This is a genomic window from Gammaproteobacteria bacterium, from assembly GCA_029882975.1.
GTDB lineage: Bacteria > Pseudomonadota > Gammaproteobacteria > SZUA-152 > SZUA-152 > JAJDNG01.
In genome coordinates this window covers 1-24,104 of sequence record JAOUJW010000029.1, presented here as the reverse complement: position 1 = coordinate 24,104, position 24,104 = coordinate 1, and the positions used below count along the sequence as shown (strand labels likewise).

Genomic DNA, 24,104 nt, shown 5'->3' with positions numbered 1-24,104 from the left:
TTTTACTAAGACGGCTTAGTGGAAAATGACGGCTTTAGAAATTATTGGCAGGAGCTTTTTCATAGAGCTGCTAGAATTTATCTGTTGAGGCAATGTAAACACCAAGGTAGTCGAATGACTGAGAAGGAACAAACAAAGGAAGCATTGCGTCTGGCATTGGAACAGGCCAACACAAAAATTGCCGGATTGGAAAAGAGGCTCCTGGACCTGGAGCAAGCCAAATTTCATAACGTCATTGACGCTTCCCCGGTACCATACGCACTAAACGATGATGATGGTGACATTACCTATTTGAACCCGGCATTTATTGCGGTTTTTGGCTACACCCTGGAGGATATACCTACCCTGGAGCATTGGTGGCCCAAGGCTTACCCCGATGAGAGCTATCGTCAATGGGTTATTGACAGCTGGCGAGAACACTTGGACACCGCGGCACGTACGGGGGCCCCGTTTGAGCCCTTGGAATTACAAATTTGCTGCAAGGACGGCTCGATACGCACGGTGCTGGCCAGTGCGGCGCCCCTGTGTGACACCTATAAAGGTGAACATCTGGTTATCCTATACGATATTACCGGGCGTAAGAAAATCGAAGATGCGCTTTCTGAGCAGGAAAAAGAACTGGTGGACATTATTGACCACCTGCCAAGTATGATTTTTCTCAAAGAAGCAAAGGAATTGCGTTATGCGCGGTTTAATCGAGCCGGCGAAAGATTGACAGGCATATCTCGGGAACAAATCATTGGCAAAAATGACTATGATTTTTTCCCCAAAGAACAGGCCGACTTTTTTACCGGGCGTGATCGCGTGGTTTTGGCCTCTGGTGAGTTGGAGGACATTCCAGACGAGCCGATCGATACTCCTCAGGGTACTCGCAGCTTGCATACCCGCAAAGTGGCAATCTACGGTAAGGATGGAGAACCCAAATATTTGTTGGGTGTTTCCGACGATATTACTGAGCATAAAAAAGCCGATGCAGAACGCCAGCGGTTACAGCGAGAGTTGCAGCAGGTTCATAAAATGGAGTCCATTGGTAATCTGACGGGGGGTATTGCCCATGATTTCAATAATCTGCTGGGTATCATTACCGGCTATACCAGTTTGGGTCATGAATATTGTAAGAACAAAAACGAGACTAAACTCCTTACTTACCTGGAGCATATTCACACGGCCAGTGAGCGAGCCACCAGTCTGGTCGCACAAATGTTGGCATTCAGTCGAAATGATCCGGCGGACCTGGAGCCTGTAGACTTGAGTCTCTTGGTGAAAGAAGACATTAAAATGCTCAGAGCCACATTGCCGGCCAGTATGCAAATAGAAACTCAGATTGATGAGGACTTACCCGGCGTCTTAATGAATGCCACACAGCTGAATCAGATTCTGATGAATTTGGCGGTTAATGCCAGGGATGCTATGGATGGGGCGGGGCTGATGACCGTGCGTCTGGGATGGGTGCGAGATTTACACACAGAGTCCTCTGTGTCACATCAGCCTATTTCCGGAGATTGGGTGGAGTTGGCAGTGACAGATACGGGTTGCGGCATCGATGCGAGTACCTTCGATGATATATTCACTCCGTTTTATACCAGCAAAATGGTGGGAAAGGGTACCGGCATGGGTTTGGCGGTGATATACGGAATCATGAAAGGTTGCAATGGCCACATATTGGTAGATTCAGCGGAAGGTAAAGGCAGTACATTTCGTATGTTGTTTCCACCTTTGGATGTGCCTGCTAAGCCGATGGATTCTAATAATCTTAAAACCCGTCACATTAGTGGCGCGGGAGAGGAAGTATTGATAGTGGATGATGAAGAGAGTCTGGCCGGGTTTGTGGGAGAGTTAATCAGCCACCACGGTTACGTTCCGCATGTGGTCACCGATAGCGAAAGAGCGTTGGCGACGTACAAAGAAAACCCATCCCGGTTTCCCATAGTGGTAACTGATCAAACCATGCCGAAATTGACGGGTTTGCAATTGATTCAGCAGATGCGGGAAATCACACCGTCGTTGCCTGCTATCTTGTGCAGCGGCTATAGTGATAAGGTGAATCCTCAAGAAGCCGAAAACCAGGATATTTGCTATATGCAAAAACCGGTGGATGGAGGCGGTTTAGTGCAACGGATTGGCGAGTTGTTAAAAAAAACTGCAGCGTAAATCTCTGATGCGGTTTGTCGTCGGAAGCTTACGACTGCCGGTTTGATTCAGAACTGAAGTATGTTGCGGTTTTTTGGTGGGGTATGCACAAGTTCCTCAGTAATCGTAGCCAAGTTTTCTCCTAGCGCGTCTCTGGCTTCATCCAACAGGGTATTCACCATATAAGTGGGCAAGTGCAGAATGTATGCTGTTTCCTCCAAATTGAATTCTTCCACTTGAGTCAGATAGATAACTGCACGCTGTTCCATTGAAAACGAATCATAAAAGATATCAACTTCGCTCAGGGGCTTCCTGGCGGGAGAGCCGCAAATATGATACACGCCTTTCGGGCGTTTCGGCTCAATAGAATCACTGCTCAGTAATTTATGTGCGATTGCAAAAAGCCAGGTACGAAGTTTTATTTCCGGATCGCGGCGGTGTAATTTCGCCAGAGCGTGCTGTAAGGCTTCGCTAAGTGTCTGTTGAATCTTATTTTCCTCAGTGCACAGGGCATGGGCGTACCGTATCAGCATAGGTGCTGCGTCCAGTACCTGTTGAGCGTTATTGGCTGTATTCAAAATGGGGTCCCTCTTATTATATGTACCGGTAAGCTAGACTGGATCTAAGCTTCCTTTGTCAAATCGCTTTATTTGAGTTTGACGTTTTTATTTATAGTACAAATGTTCATGGTTTTTATTCCCTTTTATCTACATAAAATGTTACATCCGTCCTTGTTATCTCGAAACCGTACTTTTGTACAGTTCCGTCTGATAATTAGAATCTATCTAAAAAACACGGCAAATTATTGTTAGTTTAACGTTTATTAATCACTCCATGCTATACTTAACTGCTTTAACGTGAAATTTGGGGAGAGTCTGGGTTTGGAGTGGCGCTAAGGAACCAGCCACCAAAGTCGGGCTTTTTGCGGATTTCCTACACAGGAGATTAATGATGGCTAAAGCTTCGGCAAGACACATATTGGTGGAAACAGAGGACCAGTGTCGCGAAATTAAAGATAAAATTAGTGGTGGTGCGGATTTTGCTCAAATGGCAAAAGAATTTTCCAGCTGTCCCTCCGAAACTCAAGGTGGCGATCTGGGTGAATTTTCTCCCGGACAAATGGTGCGTGAGTTTGATGAAGTGGTGTTTTCCGCCGATGTGAATACAGTACAGGGGCCCGTCAAAACCCAGTTTGGTTATCATTTAATCGAAATTACCAATCGTACGGAATAAATTAATAAATACAACCAAATAGCAGCTGTGCCACTCATTGCCGCAGCTGCGTAATTCAGTAGTGACCTGCATGAAAACCCATAAAACTCGATACTGGCAAATCAAAATCCCTGATGACTGGCAAGTGGAGTCCGACCCCGATTGCGAGATATTGTATCAGCAGGATGGCCCGGGCGAGTTGCATATTAGTGCGGTGCACATGGATCAGGATGTTGATGATCAGACCTTGCAGGATATGGCGGGTGATCATATTCAATCAGGTGCCGATGCGGAGGACGTGGATCTGGGGCAATTTGATGGTTTGTTCCTTGATTATGAATCCAAAGGTGAATACTGGCGCGAATGGTATTTACGCCGAGGCCCGTTATTGCTGTATGTCTCTTACGCCTGTGAGTTAAAACACGAAGGTGAAGAAGACGATGTAGTGGAAATGATGTTGGAGTCTTTATGTGTCGTTTAATATTTGCCGCGCAAAATCTGTTTTAGTTTGCTAAAGCCTGTGATCTTATCAGCGTATTTGGCACAAGGTTGCTTACTCGATATGCTGGGTTTGGGTGTGGTTCCATAATATAATTCGGTTTTATTCTTCCGGGGTAAATCCATGTCTGCGCTGTATCGTCTCCTATTGCCGTTTGTTTTGGTTCTGTTTCTCAATGGTTGCTCCAACGATGACGTTGTGCAGGATGCGAGTTTATTGGCGCAGGATCTGAGCGGAACCTGGTTATTGTTAAATGAAGAACAGTTTTACAACAAAGCGACTGGCGACTATTTGTATTCTGAGTTCATTGAAAGTTCGGTGATCATCGATGATGAAGGCCGGCGAGTTAACTTTTATCGCTGTATCTATTATGGATCACTACCCACGATCGGCGTAAAAACCGATACCCATTACTATCACAATGTCGTTGAAGATGGTTATGAATTGCAGGGTGACGGTTCGCTGCAACGACAGTTCCCTCGCCAAGCCAATCAGTACAACGATACCCAGGAGACGGTTCGTGTAGAAAGGTTAATTCGTATTTCTTCGGACATTGTTTTGGATCATGGTGAGCTTATTGTTAACGGCGTAATGTCGGTAAATGAAACCAATCATGTCTGTTTGGATCGTCGCTACGATAGTTTATCTGACGCTGAAAATTTGGCGCTCTCCATTCCTTACATTGATGACTACGTTTCCTGGGCTATCTCTACTGTCAACGGTTTGAGCGTAAATACCTACCAATACGATTCCAATAGCATAAGAAGCGAAATCACGAGTTTTTATTTTGGTAATTACATGGGATCCGTTAACCCCGCTACCGCTACTATAGACGTTACCGAAGCGGACTTGGGACGCTATGTAGGAACCTTCAGTTTTACCGACTTTGCGGAAAATTCTTACAGCGGCAGCTTTGAGATTAATCCCCAATACTAACCATAAGCGGTCAGCTACCCTGCCATCTTTCCAAGTCGCAAGAATCGTAAGCCTGCGTTTTATTTGACCTGGTCCATCAACTCCGCATCCGGCTGTACCGGAGCGGGCTCGCTGGTGAGGCGAGGGCCTTTCCACAGTCGCCAGTAAATGGACCAAAACGAAGGTTGGGGGTCATTAGGGTCTACCAAGCGGGGTAGATACAACCAAGGTACTTTGGGATGGCGGTGGTGCACCAGATGGAAATGGTAATTTAAAAAAATCCAACGAACCACCGGATGTATTTTCAAATTCCAGGAGCCTTCTTTCACATCGCGAACACTCCAGGCATGGTCAGCGTATTGCAGCGCACACCAGTTCAAAGCGAAAGCGACATAGCACAACAACCAGCCTGTTAGCGTCAAGTCCAGAGACCAAATCAGCAGACACTGGAACAGCAAGGTGAAGCCGATTTCCCGTCGTAACAGACCCGGATCAGCCTGCACCAGATCTTCCACCATAGGCTTCAGCCCCATGACGTGAACCACTTTGTTTCGAAAAAAAGCCGAATGAAAAAACGGTGATGCCAGCAAAAGCAATAAGCAGCCCACAGGTATGGATAGCCAGTAGAAACCGCTCAGCAGGCAATACAGGCGATAATATGCCACAAATTTCTTACCGGGGTCGGTGTAGTAATCAAATAGCTCGACGTCGCTGCGGTTACGTCGATGATGTCCGAGATGGCAAACTCGATGAAAACTAAACGAGGTGGGAAAAAATACCGCTGACATACAGCCGAACACATAATTGATACGAGGATTCGGGTGGAATACACCGTGTACCGATTCGTGTAACAAGGAGAAAATTGTGTTGCCAAGGTAGGAAAACAACAATATGCCCAGGACGACACTCCAAACATTGATTGCTGCGCTGACCAGCCATAGACAAGCTATCGCCAAAGCATAGGTCGATAGAGCAATGCTCAGGTTTAAAACAGCAGGAATGGGAAATCGGTATGCGTGTGTTGAGGTTATTGACATGTTTTTTCCGCGTTAGCATCCTGATTCGGTTGATCCGTTGCCTTTGTTTCGGGTATGCGTTTACCTTGTTCCCAAGTGGTAAAAGGAGGTAAGACCCGCTGTGCGGGAAAGACTTCTCCTGCGCCAATGCGGCAGCCCGGACCCAATACCGTATTGAAACCACAGATGCATTGCTGTTCCAAAGTGATGGGCGCCAGTGTTAATTCGTAGCCTTCGGCGCTTTTGCTGAGTAAATGGGCGCAAATCATACTGCGTGAGCCAATCACGCAACCGTGAGCGATGTTGAGCAAATAACGGTCGGTGACATATATGCCCGGCGACCAATAAGCAAAAGCGCTGACTTTGGAACCCCAGGTAATGAGCCATAGGGCATAAATGCCCGGTAGTAAACGCAGTAATTCTTCGAGAAACCCCAATCGATTAAACAGCATTTGGTATTGGGTCAGCAACCACCAGGTGTTGTAATGTCGTTCCGTATGCAGGGCGCGCAAGGGTAAGGGTATGGGGCGAAGTATTAATGTGACTCTGCATAATAGGGGAGGAACACCATAAATCCAAATCAGGATAAAGCTGATTTTGGCTGCCCAGGAAGTAAGAACACCGGGATAAAACAGCAGAACCGCGGCGGTAACTAAATACGCGGGGGTGAAATATCCTGCCAGTATCATAAAGCGGGTCAGCTTTAATGTTGGGTCTATGTCGGGCGTCATGCTGCAGCACCCGGTAAAATCTTAGCCAGGTTTTTGAGCTCCGGGATAGTGTCAAAAAAGGCAAAGCTATGGGGCATGTTATCTCGGCTGAACATACTGCAAAGATATTCTCTATTATGCTTCAATGCCAGTAATTGCTGAATCAATTCATCCTGTTTGGGTGACAGTTCAGGGCATTCTTGGATGAAGTGGCGCAGTAAGTTCAGGCCGGAGCGTTTAGGCGTCATCATGTCTTTGACAAACATCATGAATAACCGGGCATTAATGGTGCGCAAAGCTTTTGATTTTGGGTGGCATTGATGCAGTAAGTGCAGGTCCAGATGAATATGGCGGGCCTCGTCCTTAAAGTGTTCTTTGTGCAGCGTGACAAAATGGGGTTCAATCTCACCCAAAGAACTGCTGGTGTTTTCAAACATGGCGCGCGATAACACCAGGGAATATTCTTCCATCGCAACAATATACCACAATAAAAAGACCAGCAAGCCGGGGAAGTGCGTTAGGATTCTGAATAAGCGGTCTTCCCAGAATCCGAAACGATTAAAATAGCGCTCACTGTTCTGATATAAATTCGGACGACAATGACGGTTTAAACGCGCAAAGCTTTCGTGATGCAACATTTCCTCTTGCATCATTGTGCGTAAGTTTTGACACAATACTTCTTGTTTGAGAATGAAGGAGGATTGCCCCAGTCTATCAATCACGCGGTTGATGAAATCCTTTTCAAACATCATAAACTGTTCATTAACACGCAGTGCGTATAATTGGTTATAGCGGAGTTTTAACTCAAAACTCAAGGTTTTGTATGCAGGGGTGAAATACAATTGGGTTAGGTGTTCGTGAATAAAGGGTTTGGAAAAGTCCACCAGTCCCAGTGAGATTTTCTGGGTGCAACAGGACTGCGTTTGCGCCAGTTCTTGAATTCTTTGCAGTGACAAAAGTTTCACAGGTTCATGCTCTAAGCCGATGCAATCCACTTTTCAAAAGAACGGACTTCAAACTAGCACTCTCCAAACAGCATACCGTGTTTCTTAAAAACCTCTTTTCGGAAAATAGGATTGAACTGTAAATAAGTACCGAAACGGTAGATGGAGCGCAAATTGGTTTTAAAATCCAGTGCTCTGGTAACAATAGAGCCGACACTGTTGAATCGGCTGCGAGCGTCATGACAAGCGTGGGTAAGCTCATCGGGGCTCATATGCTTGGGTTCAAAGGTGGCATAATTAAAGCGATAATCCGGGTGCAACCACCATTTGCCGTTATACAGCAAGCGATTCTCAGATTCCAGTTTTCGGTACAGTGGGGTATTGGGGTAGGGTACCAGAATGTTAAAGGCCGCAAAGGTGAATTTATTGCTTAAGGCAAAATCCAGGGTATCCTCAATGGAGCTTAGGGTGTCGCCGTCATGGCCCAGAGTGAATGCGGCCCAGGTCTGTAAGCCGTAATCGCGCAGGATTTGGATTTGCTCCCGGTAGCGGGAAAAGTGTTTTATATTGGGTGCCTTTTTCATGGTTTTGAGGTTGTCCGGATCCAGGGACTCGAAGCCGATGACGTTACCCAGGCAGCCACTTTGAACCATTAATCGCATTAGCTCGCGGTCCTTGGTCATGTCTATGCTGCCCTGACTGACCCAGCGTACTTTTAAAGGAATCAGGGCGCGGCACAGCTGTTTCAGGGCTTCATGGTTGGAGCAAATATTATCGTCAACAAAGAACAGCAATTTGCGGTTTTGACTTTGTATTTCCTGTACCACTTCATCGATATTACGCAGGTACTGGGTTTTGTCAAAGAACACGCTGATGGCGCAGAAGTCGCAAGTGAAGCGGCAACCGCGACTGAATTGTAACAAAGTCATGGGAAGGTAACCCTTGCCTTCGAAAATGTCTCGTCGGGTAATGACTCTCGGTTGAGGCGGGCCGGGCTTGGATTCGTAGCGAGGCTTCAGTCGACCTTTACGGGCATCTTCGATAACCGTTTCCCAGAGCAGTTCTGCATCGCCGATAAACAGGGAATCCGCGTGTGGTGCACATTCCTCGGGGATTAAGGTGGGTTGAAAACCTCCCAGGATAATAGGAACGCCGCGTTTGCGGTATTCGGCACAAATCTCATACGCGCGTTTGGCGGTGTAGGTTTCCACGGTGATGGCGACTAAATCGGTGGGTTCATCATAGGGGATCCTTTCCATACGGTCGTCATGCAATACCACTTCCACATCTGCAGGTGTTAATGCGGCCAGCACACCCAGTTGTAGTGGCTCCATCCTGCCTTCGTCTACATAGGGACCGTCTATCATGCGACCAATATTCGGTTTAATCAGTGTTAGTTTCATTGGCTTTGGTGTCCGTTGACGGCTGCCGGAAGTTTGACCTGAACTTGCCCTCCCAAGGCTTTATTTTGTTTGTTATTGATTTCGCGGCGGGAGACAAAGTTGGATAGAAAATATAATCCTAAACTAAAAGGCTTGTAAAATGCTCTGGGCATTTTTGTGCTGCGCTTGAGAATAGAATGAGTCGCGTAAAAACGACGACGTATACGCAAACAACCCCGGCTCAACTCGTCGCAGCTCATATTTTTGGGTTCAATCATTGCGTTACCGTAGCGGTAGTTGGGGTCGATCCACCAGTTCGGGTAACGCAAACGGCCTTCCTGTTGCAAGCGTTCATACAGTTCTGTGCCCGGTGTGGGCATGAGTGGATTAAAATTGGCAAGGAATAGGCGATGCGTTAAGGCAAAGTCCAGTGTGGCGTCAAACGCGTCCGGAGCATCATAGTCATATCCAAAAATGAATGTGCCGTAGACCATTATATTGTGTTGTTGCAGTTTATTGATGGCATCACTGTAGTCGCGCTTGATATTCCATTTTTTGTGCATTTGTTTGAGGTTTTTTTCCTGCAACGACTCAAATCCGATTAAGGCTAGAAAGCAACCGCTTTGTTGCATGAGCTCCAATAACGGCTCGTGACGGGCGACATCAATGCTCACCTGACAAACCCAACGAATCTTTAAAGGCATAATGGCGCGACAAAATGCGCTGGCTTTTTCCACATTGGAGAACAGATTGTCGTCCACAAAGAAAACATGACGGGTATTCAAGGAGCGGATTTCTTCGACTAAAAGATCCAGGGGCCGCTGAAACACACGTTTGCCGTAAAAGGCGTGGATGGAGCAAAAGTCACAGTTAAAGCGACAACCTCTGCCGAATTGTACCAGGGCGATGGGTGCATATTTTTTGTTTTGAAACAGTGTGCGATCCGGTAAGGGACCGTCCATGGGAGTCTCACCATGGTGACGGTACATGGGTTTGAGCCGGTTGTTTTGCACATCACTGATGATTTGTTCCCACAGCCCTTCGGCATCACCACAAACCAGTGCGTCTGCGTGGGGAGCGCATTCCTGTGGTAGCAGCGTGGGGTGGTAGCCTCCCATAATCACGGCTATGCCTTGGGAACGGTAATGATCCGCAATCTGATAGGCCCGGCGAGCGGTAAAGGTTTCAACCGTAATGGCCACCAAATCCGTGGCTTCATTCAGCGGTAAAGGTTCCAGACGTTCATCGTAAAAGGCAATTTGAATATGCTTTGGGGTGCGTGCTGCCAGTATGGCAAACACCAGGGGTTCCATGGCGTCAGTGGCGCGAAAGTCGCCCATATTGGGGCGAATAAAGGTGATTTTATCCAATTTCACAAATAGCTTGCCGCTTGTCCGGGGGCGAATGGTTTGACCGAGATGGATGCTCTTCGTTTAAGCCCAACAAAAAGGCTCGCCGGGCATGAGATTTTAAGTTGCTTGCGCACAGCTCTGTGAGGCAAACCAATTCATCGCCCTTGTCGTAATGGGGGTTGGCCTGCATAAAAAACGCGATTTCCGGTTTGTGTTGTACATGTGCCGGAATGTCCGCCCAGCTCGAGTGCAATTGTCCCTGCGATTGGGGAAACCGCACAATGCCTTTGTCCGCGTCATATGCCGCAGCAAATTTATTCCGGGCCAGTTGATCCATAATGACTTGGATTGACGACGGCGTAGGATATTGCCAGTGAGGGTAGTATTGCTTGGAAAAGACTTTTAAATAACGATAGGTGCGATAGCCCTTGACGATCAAGAACCAATACAGTGGCACGCTGGGGTGGCTCCGTTTGATTTGCCCGGCCAGGCGGCACCAGATCAAGGGTAAGGCCTGGGTGCCCCAGAATTTGTGATGAATGATGGTGTCACCGGAGAAAATGGCTTGGTTCTTTTTGCCCTTGTGCTCAAAATCCATAATCACTAAGGTGCTGAAGCCACGGATCACTTGCTGTTGATCCCGCATAATCACCACCCAGTGTTTTTCCTGCAAATCCTTAGTGAACTGCTCATACGAGGTTTGGGCGAAGTATCGGCACAGCAAATCATAGAACCGGTGTTTGTCGAATTCCGTTAATTGCGTTACCGGTGTTAATTCAGAGTCCAGCATTATCTACTAAGCATTTATCTGCGAATAGGTTAAGACTTAGGGTCATCATACTCCATGAATGCCCCGAGGGTGAAGCCTTGATTGTGGTTGGAATTTAACCAGCTGTGTGAAAGAGATAGTTTGCGAACGTTACATCAAAGCGACAATGGTTTTTCTATCGTTATCTTGCTTATTCCGCCGAACAGCGTGTCAGTTTACCAACCACCGCGGTGTCATCAACACTGCTTACCGGATTACGCTGCGCTAATCCAGTCTACGGGATGGATTCGTCTTAGCGAATCAACACCTGTTCCACCATGTCCTGAAAGATCTGCATCATATGCTCGCCTTTGGCGGTAGCGTCATTTTTAGGGTAAGTGGCTCGTAGTTTGATGTAGTGGTCGTTTTTTACGGTGATGTAAACGGTGGAGAACAACAACATGTGATCCCGTTGCAGTTCGAATATGCCGCGTGCGGCGGGGAATTTGTATTTGTCGGCGGATAGCCATTTTTCTTCGTTGAGCTTTACGTCTTGAATCAGACCTTTGCGTTGGGCGAAATAGATATCGCTTTTGGCATTGCGGTAATGGCTTTTGATCAAGGTATTGGCATTGTAGTTCAAAGCCTGATTGGGAATGGGGTAGATATAAAGATCAAAGTAATGCTGTTGACCGGCACCGCGGCCATAGCGCAAAGAAATACCCAGTTCCGGGCTGCCGTAGGTTTGGGTGCCGACGTATTGAAAAGCGCCAATGCGGTTGGGGAAATCCACTCGGCCTTCCAGGGGTTCGCGTTGTTTTTCGGACAGATAGGCGTTGGTGCTTAGCTTGAGCAAATGTTCTTCCAGTTTGCCTTGTTTCTGCAGCGCAACAAACTGTTCCAGTTCCGGAATATCCACCCCTTCGAGCCGGCTTTTTAACAAGCCGTAAACCTTTAACACCATGCGCACGCCACTGTTGGGGTCATCCACAGCCTCACCACGGGTCAGCTGTGAATGCACGTTACCGGCAATATAAGCCACGAGCAGTTGTTGCGACACCGGATCATCGGGGTCGGCGGTGCGAATCCAGGGGACCAGTTCCTCGCGCAGTGCAATTTTTATATCGTCAGCTTTGGAGGCATACATGAAAATAATAGCTCCGGCTGATTGACCTTCCTCGTCCAGGGGATCTCGTTGGTACATCATCAAGGCTTTTGCCACCAGGTTTTTATCGATGAGCATGTCATCGGTTTCGCCCACAGCGAAGCCGGATGGCGGCCCAATCAACAGTATGACAAGAATCAAGCGCAGGGATTTGAAGCTCATGAAAGGCAGGTCCCGAAAAGTTAAACTCCTGCCTATTCAACGGCTGTCTGTCTTGGAATCTTTAATGGAAGGTTTTTTACGGCCAAATAAAAGATCAATAAAAACAATAGGATGTGTTTTTTAGAAAAATTCCTCTTGAAAAAAAAGTTTCTGACTCTACCTATTAAGCAGGCTTGTGCCATGGATGGCATAAGGCCTTGAAAGCCACGGACGACACTGACTAAGGCTATCGCTCTATGAGGTTAGCCGACAAAAAGCCGGGTCTTGGTACCGGCTGATGTAAACCAATATATTGCTTCTAAGGAGAATATTATGACAACTTTCGATTTAAGCCCTTTGTATCGTTCCTCCATCGGTTTCGACCACTTGTTTTCCTTACTGGATAACGCCAACCGTTTGGACGGTAACAAGAACACTTATCCTCCCTACAACATTGAAATGACCGGTGAGGACAAATACCGCATTACCATGGCCGTTGCCGGTTTTAAGAAAACCGATGTCAACATCGTTTCCGAGCAAAACAACCTGACCGTCACCGGTAAACAAAGCGCCGATGACAAAAAGAAATACCTGCACCAAGGCATTGCCGCCCGCAGTTTTGAGCGCAAGTTTCAGCTGGAAGACCATGTCAAAGTGGTGTCTGCGGCAATGGAAGACGGCTTATTGCACATCGACCTGGTACGGGAAATTCCCGAAGCCATGAAACCGCGGACTATCGAGATTGAATCCAACGACCGCCTGATTGAATCTAAGGTGGAGGAAGTGGCTTAATTGTGGTATTGAGGTGACGTCCAAAAAGAAAGGGAGCCGCGAGGCTCCCTTTTTTGATGGATTTAGGAGAACTTACCAGTTGACTGTATTGACAGCGGTTTCGTAAACACCATCACCATCGGTATCGGCAGCAACATCATAGCTAGTGGCAACACCATTATTTGCATCCAGTTGGGCACCGGTGTTACCGCCGGCCGTTACGGTCATTTGGCCGATACTGGGTTTGTTAGAAGCGGTGTCTTTTTTGTCACCCTCTAGTATCACCGGTGTATCAATGCTGAGCGAACCCATCAATGGAACAGATAAGGACAGTTGGAAAAATTCTGTGTAGGGTTCGGTGGCTGGGGTGGAGATAGCGCCATTTGCATTGGCCTTATTTCGTGTATAGTCATATACGATATTACTCAAATTCAAGCTAAGTGTACCGCTGTCCGAGGTAACATCCGCGCTTAGGCTGCCACTCAGACTACTTTCGTCGTAGTCAGCTACTCCGCCGGCATTTTCAATATGACTCATGCTCAGTGAGCCATTCAGAGTGGAATTTTGAATTACACAGTTGTTGAAGGAAAGTGTAAGATTGGATGTACCGCTTGGTGAGTAATTGCCCCCTATCGTTAGATCACCATTACTTGGAATCGTAGTTGCGTTCAATGCCGGGTCGTTACAACTGACGTTGTATGTGATATTGGTGTACGAAGTACCCGAGGGATATGTGGTGGTGTCATTAAGCATCACCTCAGCCGCATCAAATGCATGGCTTATAGCGTCTTTCGCATCCAAAGCCGCTTTGATCACGTCCTGCGCATTATTGGCATCAATTCTAAACAATTCCGAGGTCACTTCCTCCAAACAACCCGTCAAAAACAAGGTGCTCGCGGGTATTAATACCATCAATTTTTTCGCTGCAAATTTTTTCATCTCATAAGCCTCTTAAGTTTGTTAACTCGGATCGGGTTGCACAGGCTATGCCCGGATACAATTTCGATATGATTTGAGTATAGTGGGAAAATAATCCCAGTATAGGAGATGCCCGGAAAGTGTTTCCAAAATGTGAACCGGTTCACAATAATAGGTAAACATTGGGAAAAAATAATTATTTCTTATATTCCAGAGCATCGGTTTTTGAGAATTGGATCTATAATGGGAAAAAATACCCACGATTGTTGAGAACAATTATGAGCCATCAAGGAGTTCTTTTTGCCGCATTGAGAAAACTGTTGCGCCCGCTGGTGCGACTGTTGCTGCAGAATGGTATTCCTTACAAAGCCTTCGTCGATCTGATCAAACCCATTTATATCGAAGTGGCAGCGCAAGAAATAGGCGCCAAAGGCAAAAAAGAGACGAACTCCCATATTGCCACCGTCACCGGTCTTTCCCGTAAAGAAGTGCAGCGGGTCAAAGAGGCGGGAGAGGTGGATGATATTTGGGCTTTTGAGCGTTACAACCGCGCTGCGCGCGTGGTCACGGGTTGGGTGCGTGATGAGCGTTTTCTGGACAAACAGAAGCAACCCCGGGTCTTGTCATACAACAAACAAAGCCCTTCTTTTGTGGAGTTGGTGGCGGCCTTCAGCGGTGACGTTCCTGCCAAAACCATTCTGGATGAACTGATGGAAGCCCAAGTCATCGAAAAGCTTACTAATGGAGATATCCAACTGATTAAGCGGGTGTATATTCCCGAATCATTGGAGGGGGAAAAGCTCAGTATTCTAGGCACGGATGTGGCGGGCCTGATTGCCACTATCGATCACAACATCTACCGCAATGGTGCTGAGGCACCGTTTTTCCAACGAAAAGTCTATTACGACAATCTAGTAAGTTCCTATGTGCCCAAACTCAAGCAACTCATTGCAGAGGATGCTCAAGCCTTGCTGGAAAAAATAGACCTCGATATGGCAGCGCACGACCGCGATGCCAATCCGGACTTGCAGGGTGGATCTGAAGCCGCAGGTGAGGGTCGCTCCGCCTGCGGTATCGGTATTTTTTATTTTGAAAACCCGGGGTCCATTGACCCGGTTAAGGATTAGTCATGAAAGCCGATATGTTGTTTATGAAATTGAAAACACACATGTTTATGAGTTTGCTGTTACTGCCTTTGGGTGTAATTTTATCCTGCAGCGGCGGCGAAGGCGGGACCGGAGCGGCACCGGATAAGGCCATGGGTGGAATTACCCAGTTTGGCAGTATTTTTGTCAATGGTGTGGAATACGATACCGCGACGGCCAATATTCAAATTGACGGACAGGCAGCGACGGAAACGGATTTGCGTTTGGGAATGCAAGTGGTGGTGAGCGGTCGCATTAATACCGATGGCGTTACCGGACGGGCCGATACCGTAGTGGTGGACGAAGTCATTCGCGGTTTGGTGGTGGCTAATGATAGTGTGAACCGCTTGACCGTGTTGGATCAAATCGTGGAAGTACCGGCCACGACCCGTTTCGACAATGTCGCTAATCTCAGTGGTATCAACGCCGGAGTTTTAGTGGAAGTGAGTGGATTTATTAAATCCAGTGGTGTAGTTACAGCGACTCGGATCGAGGTTTTGAGCGCTATTGTTACTTCCAAAGTACATGGCATGGTGAATACACTGACGCCGGCAACGGAACGTTTTACCTTTGGTTCCTTATCAGTGGATTATTCCCTTGCCGAATTTACGGGGTTGTCTAAATCTCAGTTGAGCCTATTTTCAGTATTGGAAGTACAAGGTAGTTATGATTTGGCAAGCCATACCCTGAGCGCTACCAAAGTCAGTAAAGAAACCCCGTTGGCGGGTGATTCCAATAGTTTGGAATTGGAAGGCTATGTTACCGGTATAGGTTCAGGTGGAGGCATCAGTTTTTACATTAACAATGTTCCTGTCACGGTGGATAATGCCACCGTATTTAGCGGTGGAACCACCGATGAAATTGACGTGGGTATGAAGTTGGAAGCCGAAGGCCGAATGCTGGATGGCGTGCTCATAGCGGATGAGGTGGAATTTGAAGACAAGGTGAGGATTGAAGCGCCTTTGGATGGTGTGAGTATCGATGCCGTTAGTAAGATTGGGACCTTGAGCTTTAACGGTATGGGCACCACTTACACGTTTAATACGGATGCCTTAACCGATGGAGATTTGGCGACATTAGGCGTGGGTGATACAGTAAGGCTGCGTGGGAATCTTCTGGAAACCGCGAACAGTGTCGTGATTACCCGGGTGGAGGTTCGCAATGCGGGCAGTCAAGTGTCCTTGCAAGGTCCGGTTACCGGTTTTACTGCGGAAACCATTGTGGAAATATTGGGCCTGGCCGCCGATGTCAGTGCTGTCACGGAGTTCAAAAAGCAGGGCCTTGTCGTGTCAAAAACGGATTTTTTCGCCGAATTGGGTTTAGGCAATATTGTGGAAATACGCGGTACCTTGGGAACCAACATAAGTTGGACGTCTATTGAAATTGTAGATTAGATTTTGTGGGGTAGTCACCGCCCTTCTTGCACGGAATAAGCAAAGCACAAATAGCAACACTGCTCGGTGGAATACGCGATAAAGCCGCTATTCCAACTATTTGTGCGCGTTAGTCGTTGCTCTTAACCCGTAGGGTGGAATAGCGTTTTTTGCGTATTCCACCAGGCAGACTTTACGTTGTCCCATAAAAGCTTTGATCACCAAGCTCCTTTCTTGCAACCCTTCTTGCCTACGAAAAACAATGTGCTAATAGCAACACTGCTCGGTGGAATACGCGATAAAGCCGCTATTCCACCCTACTATTGGTGCGCGAATAGCGTTTTTTGCGTATTCCACCAGGCAGACTTTACGTTGTCCCATAAAAGCTTTGATCACCAAGCTCCTTTCTTACAACCCTTCTTGCTTACGAAAAACAATGTGCTCATAGATGGTGGAATACGCGATAAAGCCGCTACTCAATCCCACCTTTCCTTAAGTCCAACGCTCCATAACTTCCGGATAACAGGCTTTCATTTCCGCTAAATAAGCTTGTAAGCTGCGTTCCTGGTTTTGTGGATATTGTTCGCCGGTGGCATTGGTTTCTTGTATGCGGTCTACCCGGAAGTTGCGATAGTTGTCACGCAATTCACACCAACCGGTTAACGTCCACACCTGCCCCCAAAAAAACAAACCCAAGGGCCAGACGATGCGTTGCGAGGTTTTGCCGTCTTTGCGCATATAGCCGATTTGCAGTTTTTCCCGATGTTCAATGGCAAAGCGTAAATGGGCAAAGGTGTCGGCCACGGGAGGGGGTAAACGGGTCATAGGTGAGAATAAGGGGATTTCCTCGGCCTGTTTGAGTTTGTCCGGTAACACCGCTTCCACTTTTTCCAGAACCTGTTCTGCAGACTTGGCCAGGCGTTGGTCGGCCCAGCTTTGAACAATACGTGCGCCCAGGGTCAGGGCCGTTAACTCTTCCCGCGTGAACATCAGCGGTGGCAGGTCGAAGCCGCGGCGCATGACATAGCCCACGCCCGCTTCACCTTCAATGGGCACACCGGAAGCCATCAAGTCCTGTATATCCCGATAGACGGTGCGCTCAGAGATCTCCAGCTCTTGTGCCAACCACTTGGCAGTGCTCAGGCGGCGACCACGCAACAATTGAATGATTTGAAATAGCCGGTCGGCTCGGCGCATGGTTTTGCTACTCGTCAGATGTTATTCAGTCAGTATGGCACCCCTTGTTTGTACCACAGTTGCTGGTGGAAACCAAGGGGCGCCGGACTGCGACTGAATCAGGTGTTATTCGCGATTTTCCCACAGTCCTATAACTGCGCCGTTGGGGTCGGCAATGACACCATACCAGCCGTGCTCGGGGACTTCACTTTTGTCCTTGATCACGGTGGCGCCCAGTGCCAGTGCTTGCTTGATTGTGGCCGCTACATCGCTTACACCCACATAGGGATACCACGCAGACGGTTGGTCGGCTTCGGGATGTTGCATCATACCGCCGCCGGTACCTTCGCCCACATTGATCATGGTATAGGGTTGATCGGTATTTTGCATAGGCATGTTGACCAGTTCCCAGTCGAACAGGCGTCCGTAAAATTCAGCTGAACCGCTACGATCTTGTGACATTAACTCGATATGACAAAAAGGGTTTCCCATTGTTTTCTCCATTTAACTAAGTCCTGAAAAGTGGTTTGCCGGTGTGTTTTCCGACTGAGGAGCAGTATAAAGCAGGCCTACTGACAGCATGGTGTCAGTAGTCTTTATCAGGAAAGTGGTAGAGGTGTCTGCAAAGAGTTCAGACAGGTAGCTCCGGGAAGGGAACAGGTTTGGAGAAATAATAGCCCTGGATATGCAAACAACCGATTTGTTTCAGTGTATCCAATTGCGCCTGGGTTTCCACCCCTTCCGCCACCACGCCCAGCCTCAGGGCACGCGCCAGCTCAATGAGGGTTTTTACAACCACTTGGTCGTCATCACTGTCTTTGATGCAACGGATGAAAGACTTGTCGATTTTGATGGAGTCTATGGGAAAGCGACGCAGATAAAGCAATGAGGAATAGCCGGTACCAAAATCATCCAATGCCAGGCGTATGCCGCGTTCTTTGATTTGGTTCAGGAGTTCGGTAATATGGTCGCCTTCTTCTATTAAGACGCTTTCGGTTATTTCCAGCTCCAGCCGGTTTGGGTCAAAGCCGCTATTACTCAAGGCCAGATCCAATTTGGTAAGAAAATCCGGTTCGCGCAGTTGTTTGGCCGAAATGTTGACGGATAGGTTAAGAGACTGAGCAACATTGCTATTATAGGACTGAATTTGTGTCAGAGCAGTCTGCAGCACCCAATCTCCAACGCTGACAATGGCGCCGGTTTCTTCTAACAGATAGATGAATTTATCGGGGCTGATCCGGCCTTTGTGTGGGTGGTTCCAACGCAGCAAAGCTTCGACGCCGTAAGTCCGGTTGCGGCTAAGATCGAATTTGGTTTGATAGAACAACTCGAACTCACCTTCAGAAACAGCCCGTCTCAATTCGCTTTCCAAATTCAATTTTTTTTGCAGTGATTTACCCATATCCGCACTGTAGAGCTGATACGTATTGCGGCCATTGGATTTGGCGCGATAGAGGGCAATGTCAGCGTTTTTCATCAATGTAGAGGCATCATTTCCGTCATTGGGGTGCACGCTGATACCGAGACTCGTCGTAACATGCAAATCGTGCAGGTCCACTCTGATGGGTTGGCTCATGGCAGTAATAATTTTTTCAGCAACACGTCGACAATCACCCTCATCTTTGAGTTGCTCCAGCAAAACCATGAATTCATCACCACCGATTCGAGCCACCGCATCTTCCTCTCGCACCGTGTCTTTTAGTCTCTTGGCAATCAATGTCAGTACGCGGTCTCCCGCTTCGTGACCCAGGGTATCGTTAATATCCTTAAAGTGGTCCAAGTCGAGGAATATCAACCCGATTTGTTCCTTGTTTCTCCGGGCACGGGCGATGGATTGTTCCAGCAGACTCAAAAACAAATTGCGGTTATATAAGCCGGTCAAATCGTCCTGATGAGCCAAACGTTCAAGGTTTTGAACCATTTGCTGACGCTCCAGTTCCGATGCGGCTCGGGCAACATAGAGACGAAATATGGATTGGATATAGGTAATATGAGCAAATGGTTTGCTGTGAATTACAGCCATTAAGCCGATGATTTTACCGTTGCTGTCATACAGGGGGGCACCTAAATAGGAGGTAGCATGCATTTCCGGTAGCATGGGGTCATTGGGGAAACGATTTTGCACATTGCGGTCATAGCAACTGAGTTGTCCGTTATATACTTCCTCGCAGGGCGTACCCTTGATGGGATAGCAAAAATTCTCTGAGATCTCGCCACGGGATTGGACCACAATAATATTTACCATGTCCTGTCTTTCACCGGTAAATTCGCCTACTAAGGCATAGTCCACATGAAATAAATCGGCAAGATGGGTTACCAGAGAGCGAAAGAATTTGCGTCCGGTTTGGGCGGAAAAACCATCGGCAAGATTGTGCAGTGTGGATTCCAAGTTGGCGTGTGCAGGTAGGTTGCGGGCAACGCCGTGATAGCCCAGGTAGTTGCCTTGATCGTCGAAGTAAGGTTCGGCATTTAATTCCAGGTAGTGAATCCGTTGTTTACGGTCATAAAAGCTGCAAACCAGGTTTTCAATCGTTTCCTTTTGCTGAATGCGCTGCTGGGCAAAAACGGCTGCATCCTGTGGCGAGTCATCAGCATGGGACATCAGGGAGACAAACTTGCGGCCCACCAGTTCCTCCGGTTCGTAGGCGAGAATCCCCTTGACCTGGGGCGAGCTATGGACGATACGTGCCATTGAGTCCAATTCCCAATACCATTCTTGGCTGAGATGCACAAATCGATGGTAATAGTCCTGTTGTTGAGGGAAGTGGAGTGTCTTGTTTTTCAATGGATTAGGGCCTTCAGCTTAGATATTCCTACTAAAAAAGCGCAGTGTGCAATGATTGTCAACAATACCTGAGCTGACCACCCAGTATTCTATATCGGAAATCCGTCAACTATTTTTAACACTTATCCAGTCAAAATTATAGCCGGGGCGTTATGGACGTTTGATGTAGGATAAATGCGGCGATCTCTTCAATCGATTTGTGGCTGCTGTCCGCATAGGGAATGGCGTTTTTCTTATAAATTCGTAATGCACTTTGGACTTCATGATTGCATTGGGCCGGTTTGGCGTAGCGGCTGTTGGGTTTACGTTCGTGACGGATTTGTTGTAAGCGACTGGCTTCTATGGTTAGACCGAACAGCTTGTGTTTGTAAGCTAAAAGCGCGGCCGGTAAGCGGTCCGTATCCAGGTCTTCATCTGTGAGAGGGTAATTGGCTGCGAATATGCCGTGGTTTACTGCCAGGAACAAACTGGTGGGTGTTTTGCCGCAACGAGATACCCCAATGATGACAATGTCTGCGTTTTCATACTGTCGGGTACTGCCACCGTCATCGTTAGTTAAGGCGTAATTGATAGCATCAATACGGGTCTTATAGTGTTCGTAATCGCTCAAACCATGGGTTTTACCCGCTACACGCGTGGAAGGTGTTCCCAGTTCGGTTTCCAGTGGATTGACGAAAGTGTCAAAGAAATCCACTAGAAAACCATTACAGCGGTCAAAAACAGCACGTACATCCGGGTCTACCACGGTGCAGAAAATCAGCGGGCGGTCCGAGTGAGTCGTGCCATTGATTTGCTGCCGGAGCTGTTCGGCTTTTTCTACCGTATCGACGAAAGGGGCATTGATGCGATCAAACTGTACATTGTCAAATTGGGTCAGCAGACAATTGGCCAGGGTGGCTGCCGTAATCCCGGTGCGGTCTGAAATAAAATATACTTTGCGATGATTCAACTCCCGGCGCCTCTATTTGGACGCACTGGCAGCTTGTGCCAAATAAAGCCAAGTTTCAACCACGGTGTCCGGATTGAGGGACAGACTGCCTATACCTTCATCCAGCAGCCATTGGGCCAGGTCCGGGTGATCTGACGGTCCTTGGCCGCAAATGCCGATATATTTGTTGTTGCGCCGACAGGCATCTATAGCCATGTGCAGCATTTTCTTGACGGCGGCGTTGCGCTCATCGAACAGACCCGCCACCAGGCCGGAGTCCCGGTCCAGGCCCAAGGTCAGTTGGGTCAAATCGTTGGAACCGATAGAAAATCCATCGAAATATTGCAAAAACTCGTCGGCCAGTAGAGCATTGGACGGGATTTCACACATCATGATGAGTTTTAAGCCATTTTCATCCCGTTTGAGGCCGTTTTGTGCCAACAGTTCCACAACCTGTCGCGCTTCGTCAACAGTACGAGTGAAGGGCACCATGATTTGAATGTTATTGAGTCCCATTTCGTCTCGCACGTATTTCAGGGCACGACATTCCAATTCAAAGCAATCCCGGAAGGATTCAGCGATATAGCGTGAGGCTCCCCGGAAACCGATCATGGGATTTTCTTCGTGAGGCTCAAAGTGTTCACCGCCCAATAAATTGGCGTACTCATTGGACTTAAAGTCGGACAAGCGAATAATTACCGGTTCGGGAAAAAATGCAGCCCCCAGAGTGGCCACGCCCTCTGCCAGTTTTTGTACATAGAACTCCACCGGTCCTGGATAACCGCTGATGCGGTCTTGAATTTGTGCTTTGAGCGCATCGTTTTGCGATTCAAATTGCAGCAGGGCCTTGGGGTGTATGCCGATCATATTATTGATAATAAACTCCACCCGCGCCAAGCCTACCCCCGCATTAGGAATTGCGGCAAAATGAAAGGCCCGCTCCGGGTTGCCCACATTCATCATGATTTTTAGGGGTAAGGGCGGCATGTCCCCGGTTTGGGTGCGAATCACCTCAAATTCCAATTGGCCGCGATATACCAGACCGGTATCACCGGAGGCGCAGGAGACCGTCAGCTCTGTTTCCGTGGCCAAAACATCGGTGGCATTGCCGCAACCGACGACTGCTGGGATACCCAGTTCACGGGCAATAATGGCCGCGTGACAGGTACGTCCGCCTCGATTGGTGACGATGGCTGCAGCCCGTTTCATAATAGGCTCCCAATCCGGGTCGGTCATATCCGTGACCAACACATCGCCGGCTTGTACGCTGGACATCTGCTTCACATCATTTATGATTTTTGCCGGCCCGGCACCGATGCGTTGGCCGATGGCGCGGCCGCTGATGAGTGTCTCCGCTGTTTGGGTGTCTTGTCGTAACTGAAACCGTTCGATGCAATGACCGCCATCCCGGCTTTTAACGGTCTCGGGGCGTGCTTGAACAATATACAATTGCTGATTGTTGCCATCCAAAGCCCACTCTATGTCCATAGGGCGGCCATAGTGCTGTTCAATAATGACCGCTTGGCGTGCCAGTTCCTCGATGTGAGCATCACTGATACAAAAACGTTTTTGATCCTGTTCCGGTACAAGTACGGTTTCGGTGGCGGTTTGGTGTTCCTGCCCCTGCGCGTATACCATTTTGATGAGCTTGCTGCCCAGCGTGCGGCGTAACAGCGCCGGTTTGCCTTGGGCCAGGGTGGGTTTGTACACGTAGTATTCGTCCGGGTTAACGGCCCCCTGGACTACCGTTTCTCCCAGCCCGTAGGCTGCGGTGATAAAGACCGCATCGGGAAAGCCGGATTCCGTGTCCAGCGTGAACATGACACCGCTACAGCCAATATCACTACGGACCATTTGCTGTACACCCGCAGATAGGGCCACTTGTGCATGGTCGAAACCGTGGTGTACCCGGTAAGAGATTGCACGGTCATTATACAAAGACGCGAACACTTCCTTGATGGCGGACAAAACCGCATCAATGCCGCTTACGTTTAAAAAGGTTTCCTGTTGACCGGCAAAAGACGCATCCGGCAAATCTTCGGCCGTTGCCGAAGAGCGCACGGCCACCGATTCAGTGCCCCGTTTCTGTAGTTGCCGGTAGGCAGTTCTTATTTGGCTTTCTAATTCTGTAGGGAAGGAGGCTTCCAATACCCATTGGCGTATGGTTTTTCCAGCTCGTGCCAATGCATCCACATCATCGGTGTTGAGTTGCGAAAGTTGGCTGTTGATTTTGTCTGTCAGACCGGATTGTTGCAGAAACTCACGGTAGGCATTGGCGGTGGTGGCAAACCCCCCCGGGACTTGAACACCGGCTTTGTTGAGATTGCAGACCATTTCTCCCAGCGACGCGTTTTTACCACCGACTTGATCAACATCGTTGATCCCAAGCTGCTCAAACCAGACGATGTGCTGCAAGGTGTCCTCCCACTATTGCGTGACTATACGAATAATTTTAGGACCGATTTGTAGTTAAATACAGTTACGCTCTTGGTAAGGACGAAGTGCGTGGATGCACAGATATCGCGATTGGATTAATGCCGCGCAGGCCAGGGACGACTTACTGGAGTACAAGTATCGTAAAAGGTCCCCTTGTTGAATAAAAAGATTAGTAAAGCCAAAAAGCAAATCGGGCACCCTGAGGTGCCCGATGTGTTCAGCGTGTGCTGATAGGCTCCGGTGAAGCACCGAAGCGGTAACGCAAGGTGCTTACATTCCGCCGCCCATGCCACCGCCGCCGCCGCCCATGCCGCCGCCGCCCATTCCGCCGCCGCCCCTTCCGCCGCAGCCCATGCCG

21 protein-coding genes and 1 pseudogene are annotated in these 24,104 nt (G+C 48.3%); 7 read left to right on the top strand and 15 right to left on the bottom strand.

Going from position 1 to position 24,104, the window contains the following annotated elements:
* The first annotated feature begins 114 nt into the window (after window positions 1–114).
* Entirely contained in the window at window positions 115–2,151 is a 2,037-nt protein-coding gene (locus OEY58_17805) for a PAS domain-containing protein (GenBank protein ID MDH5327311.1), read from the top strand.
* Between the two features lie 47 nt (window positions 2,152–2,198).
* On the opposite strand, the gene OEY58_17800 is transcribed toward OEY58_17805, so the two are convergent.
* Window positions 2,199–2,708 carry a hypothetical protein gene (locus tag OEY58_17800; GenBank protein ID MDH5327310.1) on the bottom strand — a complete coding sequence of 170 codons (510 nt, stop codon included), beginning with the start codon at window positions 2,706–2,708 and terminating at the stop codon, window positions 2,199–2,201.
* Window positions 2,709–3,081: 373 nt separating this feature from the next.
* Between OEY58_17800 and OEY58_17795 the strand changes: the two genes are divergently transcribed.
* The 3 genes from OEY58_17795 (at window position 3,082) to OEY58_17785 (ending at window position 4,777) form a co-directional block, all read left to right on the top strand.
* Window positions 3,082–3,363, top strand: coding sequence for a peptidylprolyl isomerase (locus OEY58_17795; protein ID MDH5327309.1), 282 nt, complete (start codon window positions 3,082–3,084; stop codon window positions 3,361–3,363).
* A 70-nt stretch (window positions 3,364–3,433) separates the two neighbouring features.
* A complete protein-coding gene (locus OEY58_17790) occupies window positions 3,434–3,823 on the top strand; it encodes a hypothetical protein (GenBank protein MDH5327308.1) in 390 nt (129 codons plus the stop codon).
* Window positions 3,824–3,964: 141 nt separating this feature from the next.
* Entirely contained in the window at window positions 3,965–4,777 is an 813-nt protein-coding gene (locus tag OEY58_17785; GenBank protein MDH5327307.1) for a hypothetical protein, read from the top strand.
* Window positions 4,778–4,836: 59 nt separating this feature from the next.
* Here the strand turns inward: OEY58_17785 and OEY58_17780 are convergent, their stop codons facing one another.
* The 7 genes from OEY58_17780 to OEY58_17750 form a co-directional block, all read right to left on the bottom strand.
* On the bottom strand, window positions 4,837–5,793 hold the full coding sequence (locus OEY58_17780) for a fatty acid desaturase (GenBank protein MDH5327306.1): 957 nt from the start codon (window positions 5,791–5,793) through the stop codon (window positions 4,837–4,839).
* Window positions 5,784–6,503: a hypothetical protein gene (locus tag OEY58_17775; GenBank protein MDH5327305.1), complete on the bottom strand. Its 720-nt coding sequence runs from the start codon at window positions 6,501–6,503 to the stop codon at window positions 5,784–5,786. The genes OEY58_17780 and OEY58_17775 overlap by 10 nt, the downstream gene beginning before the upstream one ends.
* Entirely contained in the window at window positions 6,500–7,447 is a 948-nt protein-coding gene (locus OEY58_17770; protein MDH5327304.1) for a hypothetical protein, read from the bottom strand. Before OEY58_17770 ends, OEY58_17775 begins: the two co-directional genes overlap by 4 nt.
* 53 nt (window positions 7,448–7,500) lie before the next feature.
* Complete coding sequence (locus OEY58_17765) at window positions 7,501–8,829, bottom strand: B12-binding domain-containing radical SAM protein (protein ID MDH5327303.1); 1,329 nt, start codon at window positions 8,827–8,829, stop codon at window positions 7,501–7,503.
* A complete protein-coding gene (locus tag OEY58_17760; GenBank protein ID MDH5327302.1) occupies window positions 8,826–10,184 on the bottom strand; it encodes a B12-binding domain-containing radical SAM protein in 1,359 nt (452 codons plus the stop codon). The genes OEY58_17765 and OEY58_17760 overlap by 4 nt, the downstream gene beginning before the upstream one ends.
* Entirely contained in the window at window positions 10,171–10,950 is a 780-nt protein-coding gene (locus OEY58_17755; protein MDH5327301.1) for a hypothetical protein, read from the bottom strand. The genes OEY58_17760 and OEY58_17755 overlap by 14 nt, the downstream gene beginning before the upstream one ends.
* A gap of 271 nt (window positions 10,951–11,221) precedes the next feature.
* Window positions 11,222–12,235, bottom strand: coding sequence for a hypothetical protein (locus OEY58_17750; protein MDH5327300.1), 1,014 nt, complete (start codon window positions 12,233–12,235; stop codon window positions 11,222–11,224).
* A gap of 312 nt (window positions 12,236–12,547) precedes the next feature.
* Between OEY58_17750 and OEY58_17745 the strand changes: the two genes are divergently transcribed.
* A complete protein-coding gene (locus OEY58_17745) occupies window positions 12,548–13,006 on the top strand; it encodes an Hsp20 family protein (protein MDH5327299.1) in 459 nt (152 codons plus the stop codon).
* Window positions 13,007–13,078: 72 nt separating this feature from the next.
* Here OEY58_17745 and OEY58_17740 read toward each other — a convergent pair whose 3' ends face one another.
* Window positions 13,079–13,924 (bottom strand): hypothetical protein, encoded by an 846-nt coding sequence (locus OEY58_17740; protein ID MDH5327298.1) that lies wholly within the window; start codon window positions 13,922–13,924, stop codon window positions 13,079–13,081.
* A gap of 257 nt (window positions 13,925–14,181) precedes the next feature.
* Here OEY58_17740 and OEY58_17735 point away from each other — a divergent pair, with 257 nt between their 5' ends.
* Window positions 14,182–15,030, top strand: a complete 849-nt coding sequence (locus OEY58_17735; GenBank protein MDH5327297.1) for a DUF6502 family protein — start codon at window positions 14,182–14,184, stop codon at window positions 15,028–15,030.
* A 2-nt stretch (window positions 15,031–15,032) separates the two neighbouring features.
* A complete protein-coding gene (locus tag OEY58_17730) occupies window positions 15,033–16,442 on the top strand; it encodes a DUF5666 domain-containing protein (protein MDH5327296.1) in 1,410 nt (469 codons plus the stop codon).
* 471 nt (window positions 16,443–16,913) lie between these two features.
* Here the strand turns inward: OEY58_17730 and OEY58_17725 are convergent, their stop codons facing one another.
* The 6 genes and pseudogenes from OEY58_17725 to OEY58_17700 form a co-directional block, all read right to left on the bottom strand.
* The gene (locus OEY58_17725; protein MDH5327295.1) at window positions 16,914–17,618 is read right to left on the bottom strand and encodes a YafY family transcriptional regulator; all 705 of its coding nucleotides are present in this window, start codon (window positions 17,616–17,618) and stop codon (window positions 16,914–16,916) included.
* A 105-nt stretch (window positions 17,619–17,723) separates the two neighbouring features.
* Window positions 17,724–18,089 carry a VOC family protein gene (locus OEY58_17720; GenBank protein ID MDH5327294.1) on the bottom strand — a complete coding sequence of 122 codons (366 nt, stop codon included), beginning with the start codon at window positions 18,087–18,089 and terminating at the stop codon, window positions 17,724–17,726.
* Between the two features lie 139 nt (window positions 18,090–18,228).
* Complete coding sequence (locus OEY58_17715) at window positions 18,229–20,382, bottom strand: EAL domain-containing protein (GenBank protein ID MDH5327293.1); 2,154 nt, start codon at window positions 20,380–20,382, stop codon at window positions 18,229–18,231.
* 136 nt (window positions 20,383–20,518) lie between these two features.
* The gene (locus tag OEY58_17710; GenBank protein ID MDH5327292.1) at window positions 20,519–21,331 is read right to left on the bottom strand and encodes a kinase/pyrophosphorylase; all 813 of its coding nucleotides are present in this window, start codon (window positions 21,329–21,331) and stop codon (window positions 20,519–20,521) included.
* Between the two features lie 12 nt (window positions 21,332–21,343).
* On the bottom strand, window positions 21,344–23,725 hold the full coding sequence (gene ppsA / locus OEY58_17705) for a phosphoenolpyruvate synthase (GenBank protein ID MDH5327291.1): 2,382 nt from the start codon (window positions 23,723–23,725) through the stop codon (window positions 21,344–21,346).
* Between the two features lie 297 nt (window positions 23,726–24,022).
* Window positions 24,023–24,100: pseudogene (locus OEY58_17700) on the bottom strand (methanol dehydrogenase).
* Between the last annotated feature and the right edge of the window lie 4 nt (window positions 24,101–24,104).

Coding starts and splice junctions, on each gene's coding strand:
- OEY58_17795 (MDH5327309.1), top strand. CDS start 3,082: ATGGCTAAAGCTTCGGCAAGACACATATTGGTGGAAACAGAGGACCAG.
- OEY58_17785 (MDH5327307.1), top strand. CDS start 3,965: ATGTCTGCGCTGTATCGTCTCCTATTGCCGTTTGTTTTGGTTCTGTTT.
- OEY58_17775 (MDH5327305.1), bottom strand. CDS start 6,503: ATGACGCCCGACATAGACCCAACATTAAAGCTGACCCGCTTTATGATA.
- OEY58_17755 (MDH5327301.1), bottom strand. CDS start 10,950: ATGCTGGACTCTGAATTAACACCGGTAACGCAATTAACGGAATTCGAC.
- OEY58_17805 (MDH5327311.1), top strand. CDS start 115: ATGACTGAGAAGGAACAAACAAAGGAAGCATTGCGTCTGGCATTGGAA.
- OEY58_17735 (MDH5327297.1), top strand. CDS start 14,182: ATGAGCCATCAAGGAGTTCTTTTTGCCGCATTGAGAAAACTGTTGCGC.
- OEY58_17725 (MDH5327295.1), bottom strand. CDS start 17,618: ATGCGCCGAGCCGACCGGCTATTTCAAATCATTCAATTGTTGCGTGGT.
- OEY58_17730 (MDH5327296.1), top strand. CDS start 15,033: ATGAAAGCCGATATGTTGTTTATGAAATTGAAAACACACATGTTTATG.
- OEY58_17790 (MDH5327308.1), top strand. CDS start 3,434: ATGAAAACCCATAAAACTCGATACTGGCAAATCAAAATCCCTGATGAC.
- OEY58_17765 (MDH5327303.1), bottom strand. CDS start 8,829: ATGAAACTAACACTGATTAAACCGAATATTGGTCGCATGATAGACGGT.
- OEY58_17780 (MDH5327306.1), bottom strand. CDS start 5,793: ATGTCAATAACCTCAACACACGCATACCGATTTCCCATTCCTGCTGTT.
- OEY58_17720 (MDH5327294.1), bottom strand. CDS start 18,089: ATGGGAAACCCTTTTTGTCATATCGAGTTAATGTCACAAGATCGTAGC.
- OEY58_17750 (MDH5327300.1), bottom strand. CDS start 12,235: ATGAGCTTCAAATCCCTGCGCTTGATTCTTGTCATACTGTTGATTGGG.
- OEY58_17745 (MDH5327299.1), top strand. CDS start 12,548: ATGACAACTTTCGATTTAAGCCCTTTGTATCGTTCCTCCATCGGTTTC.
- OEY58_17740 (MDH5327298.1), bottom strand. CDS start 13,924: ATGAAAAAATTTGCAGCGAAAAAATTGATGGTATTAATACCCGCGAGC.